A 16035-nucleotide genomic window follows, 5' to 3' on the forward strand; every position below is an offset into this window, starting at 1 on the left:
GGTGGCGATGTTCAACTTATGTTCTCGCCCATGTCTGATGCGCCGCCCCTCCATTCCGGCTTTTGTCGTGATTGCCTTTCCCTACAGGCGGAAGGCAAGCGGAGATGCACGGCTTGCGGCAGCCCTCGCCTTGTCTATCACCCGGAACTGTTTAAGCTGACATTGGCCCATATCGATTGCGACGCCTTTTATGCCTCGGTTGAAAAGCGCGACAATCCAGACCTGATCGACAAGCCATTGATCATTGGCGGTGGTAAGCGCGGTGTGGTTTCCACCGCCTGTTACGTGGCCCGCATCCACGGTGTGCGCTCGGCCATGCCGATGTTCAAGGCGCTGGAAGCTTGCCCTGACGCCGTGGTCATTCCGCCGAATATGGAAAAATATTCCCGCGTCGGGCGGCAGGTCCGGGCAATGATGGAGGAACTGACCCCTCTGGTGCAACCCCTGTCCATTGATGAGGCCTTTCTGGAGTTGAAAGGCACAGAAACCCTGCATCACGCGCCACCCGCGCTTGTGCTGGCACGGCTTGCGCGGCGTATTGAAAGCGAGATCGGCATCACCGTTTCTGTTGGTCTATCCTATTGTAAATTTCTGGCGAAAGTGGCGTCCGACCTGCAAAAACCCCGGGGATTTTCGGTCGTCGGCGAGGCCGAAGCGCTGGACTTTCTGGCGCCCCGCCCTGTCACCACGATCTGGGGCGTCGGCAAGGCCTTCGCCAGCACCTTGGAAAAAGACGGCATCCGCACCATCGGACAATTGCAAACCATGGAGGAAAGCGACCTGATCCGCCGCTATGGCAGCATGGGCCAACGACTGGCACGGCTATCGAAAGGCATAGACGACCGGGACGTCCATACCAATGACCCGGCCAAAAGCGTCTCCGCCGAAACCACGTTCTTTGACGATATTTCCCGCCGGGAAGACCTTGTCCCCCATCTGCGCAAGCTCTCGGAGAAAGTCGCCTGGCGCTTGAAAAAGCAGGAACTGGCTGGACACACCGTTATCTTGAAGCTGAAGAGCGCCGATTTCAAATTACGCACCCGCAACCGGCGCTTGGACGATCCCACTCAACTTGCCGACCGGATCTTTCGCACGGGCCTGCAAATGTTGGAAAAGGAAGCCGATGGCACGAAATTTCGGCTAATCGGTATCGGCATCAGCGATTTTGCCGACCCAAGCCTGGCCGACCCCCCGGATCTGGTCGATCCGGATGCCGCCCGCCGCGCCAAGGCGGAAGCCGCCATGGACCAATTGCGGATAAAATTCGGCAAGGGCATGGTCGAAACCGGCTTCACCTTCGACAGCAATAAAAAATAGCCACTATCAAAGCGCCGTTGTCAAAGCATTGCCCGTCAACTTTGTGTGAGCGGCCATGCCGGGTAAGCAATCGTTAAAGATCGACGTTTATTTTAGGATTCAGCCTGCACGCGGCTGCATCCTTTGTGCATTTTATAAAACGCACGGCGGTATAGGCGTTTATCAACTGATTTCTCGGCACATCGTTGCTCATAGGATCAGGCGACCTTTTGAAGGCCCAGTTTTCCCGGTTTACATAATGAGGGCACCATGATGGTCCGCACCATGTTTCGTTCGATGTTCCTGTCCGCTTCCCTGCTCGCGTTGAGCGCAGGCCTTTCGCAGGCCTCCGCCAAAGACGGCAGCGGATTGCAAATCATCGTGTCGAAACAGACGCAATCTCTCACGGTCTATGATGGAGACCGGATCATCGCCACTTCGAAGGTTTCTACTGGTAAGGAAGGTCATACGACGCCCTCCGGAATCTTCTCGATCATCCAAAAGACGAAATATCACGAATCCAACCTTTATTCGAATGCGCCCATGCCCTGGATGCAACGAATCACCTGGTCTGGCGTTGCCTTGCATGAATCGAACAGCGTGCCAAACCGGCCAGCCTCGCATGGCTGCGTGCGTCTGCCCGGCCAATTTGCGCGTGAGCTCTACGGCATGACCCGGCTGGGTGCTCATGTGCTGATCAGCGATGCTCCGGTCGCACCGGCTCCCATTCAACACCCGTTCCTGTTCACCCCGACGCAACAACAGCAAGGCCCGCAAATCCTGTCCGACGCCCGACTGCGCGGTACGGCTGGCACCAGCAGCACAGAACCGGTGGAAGTGGCAATGGCCGATCTGCCCCGCCCCAAACCCCAGGCCACAATGACCGGACAACCACCTTTGAGCCTGTTGATCACGTTTCGCGGTGAAACCGAAACCATCCATGACGCCCAACTTCTGTTGCAGGACATGGGGTTTGAGACGGGCGGCCATGACGGTCATGCAGGCCCCCTGACCCGCACGGCCATCCAGGGCTTCAAACGATGGAAAGGTCTGCCCCTGAAGGGTCCGCTCATTACGCCGACGTTCCTGAGCGCTCTCTATCAAACGGCTGGCAAGCCGATGCCACCCGTTGGCCAAATCTATGCACGCCAGGCATTCAAGCCGGTCTTCGATGCGCCTATTGTCATCGACCAGCCGGAAAAACCACTCGGTACGCATTTTTTCGCAGCGAACCTGGAGAGTGCCGGTAGGAAGGCTCATTGGCAGGTGACCAGCCTTGAGCCAGCTTCCACGGTCTCAAATTCGTCGATTGTCACCATTGGCAAGGTGCAGCCAAACGTCCTCAATGGGTTGGATACGGTTTTCAATCGGATTCACATCCCGGACGACATCCGCGAGCGCATTGAAACGACCATGACGACAGGAACCGTGATGACGATTACCGACCACGGACTAAGCCCGGATACGGTTGATGGCACAGACTTCATCACCTACCTGCCGGGATAACGGCAAGACCGAAATAATCCATATGGCCTGAGCCCGTGCAGCAGTTTTGCGAAAGCGACACCACAAAAAGTGCCTATACCAATTCAACATCCACCACACCCGGCGCGGACCGCATGGCTGCGGCAATTTCCGGGGTGATTCGGAAACGTTGATTGAGTTCGACCTCGATTTCGCGGCGGCCATCCTCCTTGATCACCACGAAGGAAACCAGTCCATCGCCCTTGGTATTGAGATGGGCGGCGAGCGCACGTAGGGGACTGGAATCGCGCAGGTATACACGCAACGTCTTTTGCATCTGCAAGGATTTTTCTTCCAGAGACTGCGCCGTCTGAATGCGAAGGCCTATCCCTTCAGGACGCTCCTCCGCAGCAACCGTGATCACCAGCGACTTGCCCGATTCGAGCAGGTCGCGATACTGGTTCAAGCCTTCCGAAAACAGCACAGCCTCGAACTGGCCAGTGGCATCCGAGAAGGTCACGATGCCCATTTTGTTGCCGGTTCGCGTCTTGCGCTCCTGCTTTGAGATCACCGTGCCAGCCAGCCGACCCGCCGTCGCGCCCTGGCGCACAGCCCCGGAAAAGTCAGCGAAATTCTGCACGCGCATCTTTTCCAGCAGCGGTTTATAGGTGTCGAGCGGATGGGCCGAGAGATAGAAACCCAGAACCTGAAACTCCCGCATCAGCTTTTCGGATGGCAACCAGGGCGTATAGGTCGGAAAAGAAATCCGCTCCGGCCCGGTGGCACCACCAGAGCCGAACATGTCCGACTGGCCGCTGACGGCATTTTCCTGGGCGCGTTGCGCATAACCGATAATCCGGTCCATGCCAGCCAATAGTTCGGGACGGTCGCGGCCAAAACAATCGAAGGCACCGGCAAAAATCAGGCTTTCAAACACCCGGCGATTGATCTGCTTCGGGTCGATCCGTAGACAAAAATCCTCGAGATCGGCAAATGGCGTCTCGGCGCGGACCGTTACGATATGCTCGACGGCTGCATCGCCGACGCCCTTCAAGGCAGCCAGCGAATAGTAAATCCTGTTCGGCCCCGTCTGGAAGTGCCGGAAAGATGTCTGAACCGACGGTGGCACGACCTCAATACCGAGACGCCCGGCATCCTGGCGGAAATCCACCAGTTTTTCGGTATTGGCCATATCGAGTGTCATCGACGCTGCCAGAAACTCCACCGGATAGTGGGCCTTCATATAGGCGGTCTGGTAGGAGACAATCGCGTAGGCTGCGGCGTGGGATTTGTTGAAGCCGTAATTGGCAAACTTCGCCAGCAGGTCGAAAATGTTGTCGGCCTGGGGCTTTGAGACACCATTCTTCACCGCGCCATCGACAAAACGGGCGCGCTGCTTGTCCATTTCCTCCTTGATCTTCTTACCCATGGCGCGGCGCAGAAGATCCGCTTCACCGAGCGAATAGCCCGACAGAACCTGGGCCACCTGCATGACCTGTTCCTGATAGACGATAACCCCCTGGGTTTCCTTCAGCAGGTAATCGATGGTCGGATGGATCGATTCGATCTCCTCCTCGCCATGCTTACGGGCATTGTAGACCGGAATATTCTCCATCGGCCCCGGACGATAGAGCGCCACCAGCGCGATAATATCCTCGATACAGTCGGGCCGCATACCGATCAGTGCCTTGCGCATGCCGGCACTTTCCACCTGAAACACACCGACAGTCTCGCCGCGCGACAGCATTTGATAGGTTTTTTCGTCGTTCAGCGGAATGGTTGCCAGATCGATCTCGATATCGCGCAACCGGCAGAAATCCACGGCGGTTTTCAACACGGTCAGCGTCTTCAATCCGAGAAAGTCGAACTTGACCAGCCCAGCCTGCTCCACCCACTTCATGTTGAACTGGGTGACCGGCATATCCGAGCGCGGATCGCGATACATCGGTACCAGCTTGGACAGCGGGCGGTCACCGATGACAATACCAGCGGCATGGGTGGAGGCGTGGCGATAAAGCCCCTCGATCTTCTGGGCGATATCCAGCAGACGAGCAACGACAGGCTCCTTCTCCGCCTCCTCCTGAAACTTCGGCTCTTCTTCGATGGCCTTGGACAAGGGGGTCGGATTGGCCGGATTGTTCGGCACCAGCTTACAGATCCTGTCAACCTGCCCATAGGGCATTTCCAGCACACGGCCAACGTCACGCAAGGCTGCACGGGCCTGGAGCGACCCGAAGGTGATGATCTGCGCCACCTGCTCGCGTCCGTATTTACGCTGCACATAACGGATCACCTCTTCACGGCGATCCTGGCAGAAGTCGATGTCGAAGTCGGGCATCGAGACGCGCTCAGGATTGAGGAAACGTTCGAACAGCAAGGAGAACCGCAGCGGATCGACATCGGTAATGGTCAAGGCATAGGCGACCAGCGAACCCGCACCGGAACCACGGCCAGGGCCAACAGGAATATCCTGGCTCTTGGCCCATTTGATGAAGTCGGCAACGATCAGGAAGTAGCCGGGAAACTTCATCCGCTCGATGACGCCGAGCTCAAAATCCAACCGATCTCGATATTCCTTCTCATCATAGCCTGGTGCCATGCCAAGCTTGGCCAACCGGTCATCCAATCCCTCGATAGCCTGGCGGCGCAACTCCCCAGCCTCGGCGCGCTCGGCCTCTTCCGGATCGTCGCTACCGCCGGTAAAGCGCGGCAGTATAGGGTTGCGGGTGTCGAGAACGAAAGAACAGCGGCTGGCAATCTCCACCGTGTTTTCAAGCGCTTCCGGCAGGTCCCTAAACAAGGTCTGCATTTCCTTGCGGCTTTTCAAATAATGATCCGGGGTCAGGCGAAACCGCCGGTCGTCGGAGACGATCGCATTATGGGCAACCGCCATCAGTGCATCATGGGCATCATAATCGTCACGGCTCGGAAAGAAGGCCTCATTGGTGGCAACCAATGGAATATCATGATCATAAGCGAGCGCGATCATCCGGCTTTCATGCACACGGTCATAACCTTGGTGGCGCTGCAATTCGATATAAAGCCGATCCCCGAACAGGGATTTGAGCGTCTGAAGCCGCGACAGCGCCTGGGCGTGATGGCCGTCCTTCACCGACAGATCGACCGGGCCGCCTGTTGCACCCGTCAGGGCGATCAGGCCATCCGTGCCGATCTCTTCCAACCAGGAGGCTGTGATATGCACAGACTGAGTATTATCGCCCTGCAGATAGGCACGGCTGACCAAGTCTACCAGCCGCTCATAACCCGCCGGATCGGCGGCGAGAAGCACAATGGCCGGATATTTGGCAAGAGAGCTATTGCCCCGCTTTTCCTCATTGGCGTCTTCCATGTCGATGGACAATTGGCAGCCAATGATCGGCTGCAAGCCGTCGCCGAGCGCCTTCTGGGAAAACTCGAGCGCTATGAACAGGTTATTGGTATCGGTAATGGCAATGGCCGGTTGCTGATCAGAGGCAACCTTGCTCAAGATCTTCTTCAGCGGCAGCGCACCTTCCAGCAGGGAATAAGCCGAATGCACTCTTAAATGGACGAAACCTGGACCCGCATTCACTACAGCTTGTCCGCTTGCGCCCATATCACTCATTGCATCCATCCTGCCTGCTTGTCGCCGCTGTGCACTGAAAATCGCCGCCATAAAACTTTCTCCTTAAACTGGAATCAGCCCACGGAAAAAGGAATGCAGCAGATGTAGAGTGTTACCGCGTCCAATGTGCATTTAACAAAACGCACAGCGCTGTATGAGGGTTATTGTCCTAGGTTTAGTCCGCCATGTCCAGAAGACATGCAGCCTAACCGCGACCTATCCCCTTAAAGCGACAGGCGCCTTTGGCAGACCCATTCAGGTCGGGCCGCGCCAAGACGATGCCCGGCATTTCAAAAAGCCATCGCCAGAACAGACAAGCTGGCGATAAAAACAGCCAGCGATGCGAATGCGGCGATGTCATGCAGAATGTCACTCATAGCTCACTCCTGTCTGGTTATGTATCCATTTTGTTCTCCTTTTGTTTGTTCGTCAACAGATATTTTTTCCCGGAGTTTGTCTAGCAAAACCTGTTTGCATTTTTCTCTGACAAACTCTAAGCGCCATACGAAAAACCCGCCGATCAGATGATCGACGGGTTTTGATTTCGTTGATGTAAAGGCTCTTTCCAAATCCGTGGGCGATTACAAATCGAAATCGACGATTCTGCCGTCCTGGAGAGTGACGCAGCGGTCCATCCGCCGGGCTAGTTCGTGATTATGGGTCGCGATCAACGCCGCAAGACCGGACTGGCGCACCAGCGCTTCCAACGCGGAAAACACATAAGCTGCGGTTTCCGGATCGAGATTGCCGGTCGGCTCGTCCGCCAACAGCAACAGCGGCGCATTGGCGACAGCACGGGCAATGGCCACGCGCTGCTGTTCGCCGCCAGAAAGCTCGGCGGGACGGTGATCACCGCGATGGCCGATGCGCATGTAATCAAGCAAAGCCTTGGCACGCTTGCTAGCTTCCGGAATGCTCAGGCCCGCAATCATCTGCGGCATCATGATGTTTTCGAGCGCCGAAAACTCCGGCAACAGGTGATGGAACTGATAGACGAAACCAATGCTGCTGCGGCGCATGGCCGTGCGGCCTTCCTCTGACAATTCATTGCAACGGGTGCCGCCAATCAGCACGTCGCCATCCGTCGGATGTTCCAGCAGACCAGCAATATGCAGCAGGGTGGACTTGCCCGTGCCCGACGGAGCAACGAGAGCGACTGTTTCGCCTTCGTATAATTTTAGTCCGGCGCCTTTCAGAATGGAAAGCTTGGTTTCGCCCTCCCCATAGGTGCGCGAGACCTCCGAAATTTCGAGAACAGGGTTGTTCGCCATGGATCCGCTGTTCCTTATTCGTAACGCAGGGCTTGCACGGGATCGAGCCGGGCCGCCCGCCATGCCGGAAAGATGGTGGCGATAAAGGATAGGGTGAGCGACATAATAATCACCGAAACCGTTTCACCGAAGCTCATATCCGCCGGCAATTTGCTGAGGAAGTAGAGTTGCGGATCAAACAACACCGTACCGGAGACCCAGGAGAAGAAATTCCGGATCGATTCGATGTTCAGACAGACCAGCACGCCCAGTCCAACGCCAGCGAACGTGCCGGCGATGCCGATGGCCGCACCCGTCATGAAGAAGATCCGAAGGATCGAGCTTGAACTGGCGCCCATGGTCTTCAGAATGGCGATATCGCTGCTCTTATCCTTCACCAGCATGATCAGGCCGGAAATGATGTTCAAGGCCGCGACGATGACGATCAATGTCAGGATCATGAACATCACATTACGCTCCACCTGCAAGGCGGAGAAGAAGGTCTGGTTACGCTGGCGCCAATCGCTGATGAATACCTGACGGCCCGCTGCCGCCTCGACTTTGGGGCGCAGATCGTCGATGTCGTCAGGATTGGTGACGAACAATTCGATGGATTGCACCACGCCTTCCGCGTTGAAATAGAGCTGCGATTCTTCAAGCGGCATGTAAATGATCGAGGAATCATATTCCGACATGCCGATCTCGAAAGTACCGGAAATCTTGTAGGATTTGACCCGCGGGTTGACGCCCATCGGGGTCACGTCCCCCTCTGGCGAGACCAGAGTAATGGAATCGCCCGCCTGCAAACCGAGATCGTTGGCCATGCGCGAACCGATCAGCACGCCTTGGCCGGATGTGAAGCCAACCATGTCGCCGGTCTTGATATTCGCAGCCACTTCCTTGAGCTTCAACAGGTCGTCGGGGCGGATGCCACGCACCAGAGCGCCCGTCCCAGCCCCACCCTTGCCAGAGGCCAGTGTCTGGCCCTCGACCAGCGGCAGCGCCATGGTAACACCGGGCACGGCGGAGAATTTCTTGGCAAGATCGGCAAAGTCGGTGAAGGGACTGTCGACCGGCTGAACGATCATGTGCCCGTTTATGCCGAGGATACGAGAAATCAACTCGGTTCGAAAACCATTCATGACAGCCATGACGATAATCAGGGTCGCAACCCCCAGCATGATGCCGACAAAGGAAAAGCCGGCAATGACCGAAATCACCGCCTCTTTACGCCGAGCACGCAGGTAGCGCCAAGCCACCATGCGCTCGAATGCGGAAAACGGCTTTGCGGATGACGGCACTGCGGGATCGCCTGCCGCAGAGCTTCCGGTTTCACTGCTCAATCTTGCCTCCTGGCGTCGCTCAACCGGCAAGACGGTTGATGGCGGCCTCGATGGTCATGGTTTCACGCTCGCCGGTTTTACGGTTCTTCAGCTCGACTTCGCCATTGGCGACCGACCTCGGACCGACGATCACCTGGTAGGGAACGCCGATCAGATCCGCCAGCGCGAATTTCGCACCGGCGCGATCATCGGTATCGTCGAGAAGAACATCCTTGCCGGCCTTGGTCAGCGCCCCGTACACGGTGTCGCAAGCGCCATCGCAACCGGCATCCCCAGCCTTCATGTTGATGATGATGGCATCGAAAGGCGCGACGGAAGCCGGCCAGATAATGCCATTTTCATCATGGGAAGCTTCGATAATGGCCGGAACAAGGCGGGTCGGCCCAATACCATAGGATCCCATGTGGACAAGATGTTCCTTACCATCAGGTCCCTGCACCTTGGCGCCCATCGGTTCGGAATATTTGGTGCCGAAATAGAAGATATGACCGACCTCGATACCACGAGCGGAAATTTTCGCGTCATCCGGCATGGCACCATAAGCCGCCTCATCATGCATTTCAGAGGTGGCGGCATAGTGCGACGTCCAGTCGTCAAAAATCGCCTGAAGGCCAGCAACATCATCAAAATCGGTATCGGCAGGCGGAATGGCGCGATCCAGGAAGCTCTTGTGGCAAAAGACTTCCGATTCACCGGTATCGGCGAGAATGATGAATTCATGGCTGTGATTGCCACCGATCGGGCCGGTATCGGCGCGCATTGGAATGGCGCGCAGACCAAGCCGGTCAAACGTCCGAAGATAGGCGGCAAACATCTTGTTATAGGAGTGAATGGCGCTTTCCTTCGTCAAATCGAAGGAATAAGCGTCTTTCATCAGAAATTCGCGCGACCGCATCGTGCCGAAGCGCGGCCTGATCTCATCACGGAATTTCAATTGTATGTGATAGAGGTTCAGCGGCAGGCTCTTGTAGGATTTCACATAGGACCGGAAGATGTCCGTGATCATTTCCTCATTGGTGGGACCGTACAGCATGGGCCGGTCCTGCCGATCCTTGATCCGCAGCATTTCCTTGCCATAGTCGTCGTAGCGACCGCTTTCCTGCCAAAGCTCCGCCGATTGCAGGGTCGGCATCAGCAATTCCACTGCCCCTGCCCGGTTCTGCTCCTGACGAATGATCGCATTGACCTTGTCCAGCACGCGTTTGCCCAGCGGCAGCCAGGAATAGATGCCCTGCGACTGCTGACGGATCATGCCGGTGCGCAGCATAAGCCGGTGAGAAACGATTTCCGCTTCCTTGGGATTTTCCTTCAGGATGGGCAAAAAATAACGGGAGAGACGCATACCGACTTCCATTGGTGAGGCGAGCCGCATTTCGTGCGGAATCAGCCGTATATCTGGTTTTTCTTGAAGCCTTCTAACCGTTTCGCACACGGAAGAAAACCCGCCCCATCCTTTTGTTCACGGCGGCGAAGGATAACAAGGCCCTGCGGCCAAATCTGCCTCACGCAGAGACATCTTAACGATCGGCTTGTTTTGGCTGGCTCATGACTGAACACCTGGCAAAAATACTGAGATTCAGATCCAAAACCGGAGCAAATCACTTAACGCCTGAGCATTCGCTCGCGGCTCAACCATGTCAAAATATTGACAAATCAGCAAAAATTTCCAGTTCAATTTCTTTTTTTAGAAAGCTGTAACAAAAATGCAAAAAGTTGATGACAAGTCTGCCTTGTTGAGCTAGTTTACGCTCACAAAACAGGCAGAAAGCTTAAATTTCTGCCGATTTCGCGGTTAAAGTCTTGGGAGGATCAGATCTTAGGCGCGGTCATTCGCAGCCCCTTAATTGGTGAAAGGTCACGCGACATTTCAATAACAAGGTCTTCGGGCCTTGTTTTTTTTTGCCCATACGGTGTGTCCACTTACAGGACGCACCCATTGTTTAGCGAATATCGGGCATGACGTGCGGCAGATCGGAAAAACTGAAACCGAAATAGCCGGACACAAAATTCCAACCAAAAAAGATGACGGCGGCAACAATCGTCGTGGTGCCCATCACCCGCCAGAACCGGAAGCCTGCTGGGGCGCTGGCCACGGTGCCAGGAACGATGGCACTTTCTTCGTCCTGAGTCCGCACTCCAAAGGGCAGAACGGCAAACAGCGTAACCCACCAGAGAATGAAATAGATCGCTCCACCGGTAACCCAGGACATCACTCTTCCTCCCCGAAATGCACCCGAACGCAGTAACAAGCGTGCAATTTACAGCATCAGGCCGAAAAGTGGAAACCGGTTTTGAGGAAAACCCGAGCCTAAACACTGTTGTTTGTCTCAGGTCAGGGGGGAGCCGTGGCGATGGAACACCTGAGCCGGATTTCAAGCGTCAAGTCCAACTGGCTTTCGAAAATTTCAAGGACGTCTTGAGTGCTGCGGGATGTGGCTTGGAGGATATCGTCGATGTAACGACGTTTCACACAGATCCAGAACAGCAGTTTCCAATCATAATGCCAGTCAAGCAGGAGATCTTTCACAGCGCACCCTATCCGAACTGGACGGCCGTTGGGGTCACCTGGCTAGCTGGCTTCGATTTTGAAATAAAGGTCATTGCCCGTATTCCGAAAATTCATTGAAACCGAACCGCCATAAGGATCCAGCATGAGCTAAAGTTGCTCGAGTTCGATCAATGTCCCATTAAAATCCTTGGGATGCAGAAAAACCACCGGCTTGCCATGCGCGCCGATTTTCGGCTCACCATCTCCCAAAACGCGGGCACCTTTGGAGATCAGGCGGTCCCGCGCAGCGTAAATGTCATCCACCTCATAGCAAATATGGTGCATGCCACCATTGGGCGATTTCTCGAGAAAGGCTTTGATCGGGGAATGATCGCCCAGCGGCGCCAGCAGTTCGACCTTGGTGTTTGGGAGTTCGACAAAAACCACCGTCACACCATGCTCCGGCAAGGCTTGAGCTTCGGAAACCGTCGCGCCAAGCGTGTCAGCATAAGTCTCAACCGCAGAGCTAAGATCTGGCACGGCGATGGCGATATGATTGACCCGACCCAGCATACGCTTCTCCCATGTCTGCGCACATAGAGCGCCATCATCACAAGATGACTGGCGCTCTATGCATTGCTTATAGCTGACGTATTCCAGATTAAGAAATATCCCTTGCCAGCGACCCCGGCAATCAGACCTTGGTCACAAAAACCGTAACGACCGGCTTCTTACCCCAGCACTCATTGGCCGTAGAGCGCACAGCACGACGGATACTTTCACGCAAGGCGCCAAGATCCTTGCGCCGGGTGCGCGGAATGCTCTCGACGGCGCTCAGCACGGCGTCATAGAGAATATCCTCCATGTCATCGCCTTCCAGATCTTCCGCTGGTAGGCCATGGGCAACCACTTCCGGATCGTCGCGGAACTCAAAGCGTTCGTCCAGAAGGACACTGACAGAGACATGGCCTGCAAAAGACAGCTTACGCCGCTCACCAATGCCCATCTGCTCGAAATCGCCCAGCAGTTTGCCGTCCTTGAAGACCCGGCCATACGGCGCTTCACCGATGACTTCGGCAGGACCAGGCGCCAGCCGCAGGATGTCGCCATTTCGCACTTTCGGCACCTGCCCAATCCCCGCCTCCAGAGCAAGTTTCTGCTGCGCCGTGAGATGGGCCGCCTCGCCATGAACAGGGACAAGAATTTGCGGGCGCGTCCATTGGTACATCTGCAAAAGCTCGTTGCGACGTGGATGACCGGAGACATGCACCAGCGCGTCGCTATCGGTAACGATGGTTACGCCCTGCTCGATCAGACCATTCTTGATATCGTTGATCGGCTTTTCATTGCCGGGAATAGCGCGAGACGAAAAAACAACTGTGTCGCCTTTGGTCAGCGCCACGTTGCGCATTTCATCGCGCGACAGCTTGGCAAGCGCCGCGCGCGACTCACCTTGGCTACCTGTCAGGATCACCACGACCTTATCGCGGGGAATGTACCCATATTCGTCCTCGGCGATAAAGGGCTGCACGCCTTCCATCAGCCCGACATCGCGCGCCACACCGACGACCCGTTTCAGCGAACTGCCCAACAGCAGGACTTCCCGCCCCGCAGCCTCGGCCGCTTTGGCGATCGAGCGGATACGTCCGACATTGGAGGAAAACGTGGTAATTGCCACGCGCCCTTCCGCCGTCTTAATGATCTTGCGCAGTCCTTCCGAGACTTCCTGCTCGGAGGGCGAAACGCCCTCCCGCATCGCGTTGGTGCTATCGCACATCACCGCCAGAACGCCCTCGTCGCCAAGAGCGCGGAACCGCGCCTCATCGGTCAGCGGGCCAAGCGACGGCGCATGGTCAATCTTCCAGTCTCCGGTATGGATGACATTGCCAAGCGGTGTGCGAATAATCAGCGACATCGGTTCGGGAATCGAATGGTTGACATCCGAAGCCTCAACAACGAAGGGGCCGACATGGACCTTGTCGCCTGGCTTGAAGGGCGTTACCGGAATTTCAGCCCGGGTTCCCTCATAATTGCGCTTGGCTTCCAGCATGCCAGCGGTAAAACCTGAGGCATAAACAGGCACATTCAGACCCGGCCAAATATCGTTCAGCCCGCCGTAATGATCTTCATGCGCGTGAGTGATGAAGATCGCCTTCAGTCTGTTTTTCTGCGAGAGAACGAAGCGGATGTCCGGTAGCACCAGATCCACGCCGGGCAGATCGGGACCAGGGAAAGTCACACCGCAATCCACCATGATCCATTCCCGGTTCTTCGGCGGGCCAAAGCCGTAAAGCGCCAGGTTCATGCCGATTTCACCTACGCCGCCCAGCGGCAGAAATACCAGTTCGTCTGTCTTTGTCATTCTTTCCTTGGCCCATTCGGCTCGAAAAACACATCTCCCGCCGCAACTGGCGTGATGCCTAGCGAGCCCCGGTCGAGCAATAATATCCCTTTATCATCGATTCCTGAAAACACACCGGAAATCGACCGATCCGGGAGATTGACGGTGATTTTCTCGCCGATCCCACAAGCCACTTGCCGCCAGCGCCGCATCACGGCCTTGACGCCGCGACCCCGATCCCAGAGCGCCAGTGCATCGGCCATGGCGGCGAAAAGATGCGTGAAAAGCTCGTCAGGCGTAACGGTCGCGCCATGCTCGGCGAGCGAAGCGGTGGGATATAGCGTTTCAGTGGGTTTGAAACGAAGATTGATGCCGATGCCGATAACCAGGGCATTGCGACCCTCCGGCGTCCGCTCCGCTTCCAGCAGAATGCCGGAGGTCTTGGCACGACCAATCAGCACATCATTCGGCCATTTGATTTCCAAAGGCGGTGCGCCCGACGGCAACACGACGCCAATCGCATCATGCACAGCCACGGCCACGGCTAGGGGAAGCGAAGCCAAATCGGCCAAAGGCGCCGGATCGATCAATAAAAGAGAGCTGTAGAGATTGCCGGGCTCCGAGGCCCAAGGCCTTCCACGACGCCCCCGACCGCCTGTCTGACGGTTGGCCGTGATCCAGAGATCTCCCGGATCACCGTCACGGGCTCTGATCAAGCATTGCTGGTTGGTGGAATCCACCTCGTCCAGCGCAATATGTCGGAAGGCGTCGAGCGCCTTCCGACGATGGGTGGAATAGTCGCTCAACGGAACAGGGTCGCTGCCGCTGCCGATGCCGCACTGCCAATCGGTCCGCCGATCAACACATAGGCAATGACGAACAGACCGGACAGGCCAAAGACCACCCGCAACGTGCCAGACGTCGCGGCAAACTCAATCTTGGCATCATCGAACCACATGACCTTGACGAGGCGCAGGTAGTAGTAGGCGCCGATAACCGAGGCCAGAACACCGATGATCGCCAGGGCATAAAGATGTGCCTCGATAGCAGCCAGGAAGACGAAATACTTCCCGAAGAAGCCAGCGAGCGGCGGAATACCGGCCAGCGAGAACATCAGTGCCGTCAGAACAAAGGCCATGAACGGACGGGTCTGCGACAGGCCGGCCAGATCATCCACTGTTTCAAGAGCTTCACCCTCCTTGGTCCGCATCGCCATGATGCAGGCAAAGGTACCGAGGTTCATGATCAGGTAGATCAGCATATAGAGCAGAACGCCCTCGATGCCCTGCTTGGAGCCAGCGGCCAGGCCGACCAGAGCGTAACCCATATGACCAATGGAGGAATAGGCCATCAGGCGCTTAATATTGCGCTGGCCGATGGCGGCAACCGAACCCAGAACCATGGAGGCGATCGCAATAAACACGACGATCTGCTGCCATTCAGCGGTGATCGGCTGGAAGGCATCGATGACAATGCGCACCAGGATCGCCATGGCGCCAACCTTTGGGGCTGCGGCAAGAAAGGCTGTGACAGGGGTCGGCGCGCCTTCGTAAACATCTGGTGTCCACATATGAAATGGCACAGCGGAGATCTTGAAAGCAAGACCGGCCAGCACGAAGACCAGACCAAAAATAAGTCCAAGATTGGTGTGACCAGCGGCCAGGACAGCGGCGATCTTGTCGAACTCGACATTGCCGGTAAAGCCATAGACCAGAGACATGCCGTAGAGCAACATGCCCGACGACAGAGCGCCGAGCACGAAATATTTCAGGCCTGCTTCCGAAGACCGTGCGCTGTCGCGGTTCATGGCAGCGATGACGTAGAGCGCCAGAGACTGGAGTTCCAGCGACATATAAAGAGAGATCAGGCTATTGGCCGAGATCATCAACAGAATGCCCAGCGTCGCCAGCACCAGCAAGACCGGAAACTCGAACTTGTCGAGATCGTTGGCTCGCGCCTGACCGACCGCCATCACCATAGTGGTGATGGAACCGATCAGGGCCAGGACCTTCATGAAACGGGCATAACCGTCGGAGATATAGGCACCGCCGAAGGCGACACCGTCGGCGGGCATCAACAGGATCCACGCGCAGGCGACGGCCAGAAGCGCCACCGCCAGGCCCGTCACCAACGAGGTCTTGTTGGTGAACACGCCGATCATCAGCAATACCAGCGCGCCAACCGCAAGCAGAAGCTCCGGCGTGACGAGATGCAGGCTTGCAAGGAGAGTTTCAGCATTCATGTCCAAT

11 protein-coding genes and 1 pseudogene are annotated in these 16035 nt (G+C 56.4%); 3 read left to right on the plus strand and 9 right to left on the minus strand.

Features of this window, described 5'->3' with window-relative positions:
* Positions 1-30: 30 nt before the first annotated feature.
* Both H1Y61_RS12880 and H1Y61_RS12885 read left to right on the plus strand, forming a co-directional pair.
* The gene (locus H1Y61_RS12880; RefSeq protein ID WP_180572821.1) at positions 31-1317 is read left to right on the plus strand and encodes a DNA polymerase IV; all 1287 of its coding nucleotides are present in this window, start codon (positions 31-33) and stop codon (positions 1315-1317) included.
* Between the two features lie 249 nt (positions 1318-1566).
* Positions 1567-2802: a L,D-transpeptidase family protein gene (locus H1Y61_RS12885; protein ID WP_235680724.1), complete on the plus strand. Its 1236-nt coding sequence runs from the start codon at positions 1567-1569 to the stop codon at positions 2800-2802.
* A 73-nt stretch (positions 2803-2875) separates the two neighbouring features.
* On the opposite strand, the gene dnaE is transcribed toward H1Y61_RS12885, so the two are convergent.
* The 5 genes from dnaE to H1Y61_RS12910 form a co-directional block, all read right to left on the minus strand.
* On the minus strand, positions 2876-6364 hold the full coding sequence (gene dnaE / locus H1Y61_RS12890; protein ID WP_180572822.1) for a DNA polymerase III subunit alpha: 3489 nt from the start codon (positions 6362-6364) through the stop codon (positions 2876-2878).
* Positions 6365-6945: 581 nt separating this feature from the next.
* Positions 6946-7635: an ABC transporter ATP-binding protein gene (locus tag H1Y61_RS12895; RefSeq protein WP_071585282.1), complete on the minus strand. Its 690-nt coding sequence runs from the start codon at positions 7633-7635 to the stop codon at positions 6946-6948.
* Positions 7636-7649: 14 nt separating this feature from the next.
* Positions 7650-8957, minus strand: a complete 1308-nt coding sequence (locus H1Y61_RS12900; RefSeq protein ID WP_180572823.1) for a lipoprotein-releasing ABC transporter permease subunit — start codon at positions 8955-8957, stop codon at positions 7650-7652.
* A 19-nt stretch (positions 8958-8976) separates the two neighbouring features.
* On the minus strand, positions 8977-10299 hold the full coding sequence (gene proS / locus H1Y61_RS12905; protein WP_174110557.1) for a proline--tRNA ligase: 1323 nt from the start codon (positions 10297-10299) through the stop codon (positions 8977-8979).
* A 598-nt stretch (positions 10300-10897) separates the two neighbouring features.
* Positions 10898-11167, minus strand: a complete 270-nt coding sequence (locus H1Y61_RS12910; RefSeq protein WP_174110556.1) for a DUF1467 family protein — start codon at positions 11165-11167, stop codon at positions 10898-10900.
* Between the two features lie 105 nt (positions 11168-11272).
* Here H1Y61_RS12910 and H1Y61_RS12915 point away from each other — a divergent pair.
* Positions 11273-11583: pseudogene (locus tag H1Y61_RS12915) on the plus strand (RidA family protein); the annotation flags it as partial.
* A 30-nt stretch (positions 11584-11613) separates the two neighbouring features.
* Here H1Y61_RS12915 and mce read toward each other — a convergent pair.
* From mce to nuoN, 4 genes are all read right to left on the minus strand, one after another.
* Positions 11614-12018, minus strand: coding sequence for a methylmalonyl-CoA epimerase (mce, locus tag H1Y61_RS12920; RefSeq protein WP_015915665.1), 405 nt, complete (start codon positions 12016-12018; stop codon positions 11614-11616).
* A 121-nt stretch (positions 12019-12139) separates the two neighbouring features.
* On the minus strand, positions 12140-13807 hold the full coding sequence (locus tag H1Y61_RS12925; RefSeq protein WP_180572824.1) for a ribonuclease J: 1668 nt from the start codon (positions 13805-13807) through the stop codon (positions 12140-12142).
* Entirely contained in the window at positions 13804-14592 is a 789-nt protein-coding gene (locus H1Y61_RS12930) for a biotin--[acetyl-CoA-carboxylase] ligase (protein WP_180572825.1), read from the minus strand. The genes H1Y61_RS12925 and H1Y61_RS12930 overlap by 4 nt, the downstream gene beginning before the upstream one ends.
* Entirely contained in the window at positions 14589-16028 is a 1440-nt protein-coding gene (nuoN, locus tag H1Y61_RS12935; RefSeq protein ID WP_180572826.1) for an NADH-quinone oxidoreductase subunit NuoN, read from the minus strand. Before nuoN ends, H1Y61_RS12930 begins: the two co-directional genes overlap by 4 nt.
* Between the last annotated feature and the right edge of the window lie 7 nt (positions 16029-16035).

The sequence above is a fragment of the Agrobacterium vitis genome (assembly GCF_013426735.1).
Taxonomy (GTDB): Bacteria; Pseudomonadota; Alphaproteobacteria; order Rhizobiales; family Rhizobiaceae; genus Allorhizobium; species Allorhizobium vitis_D.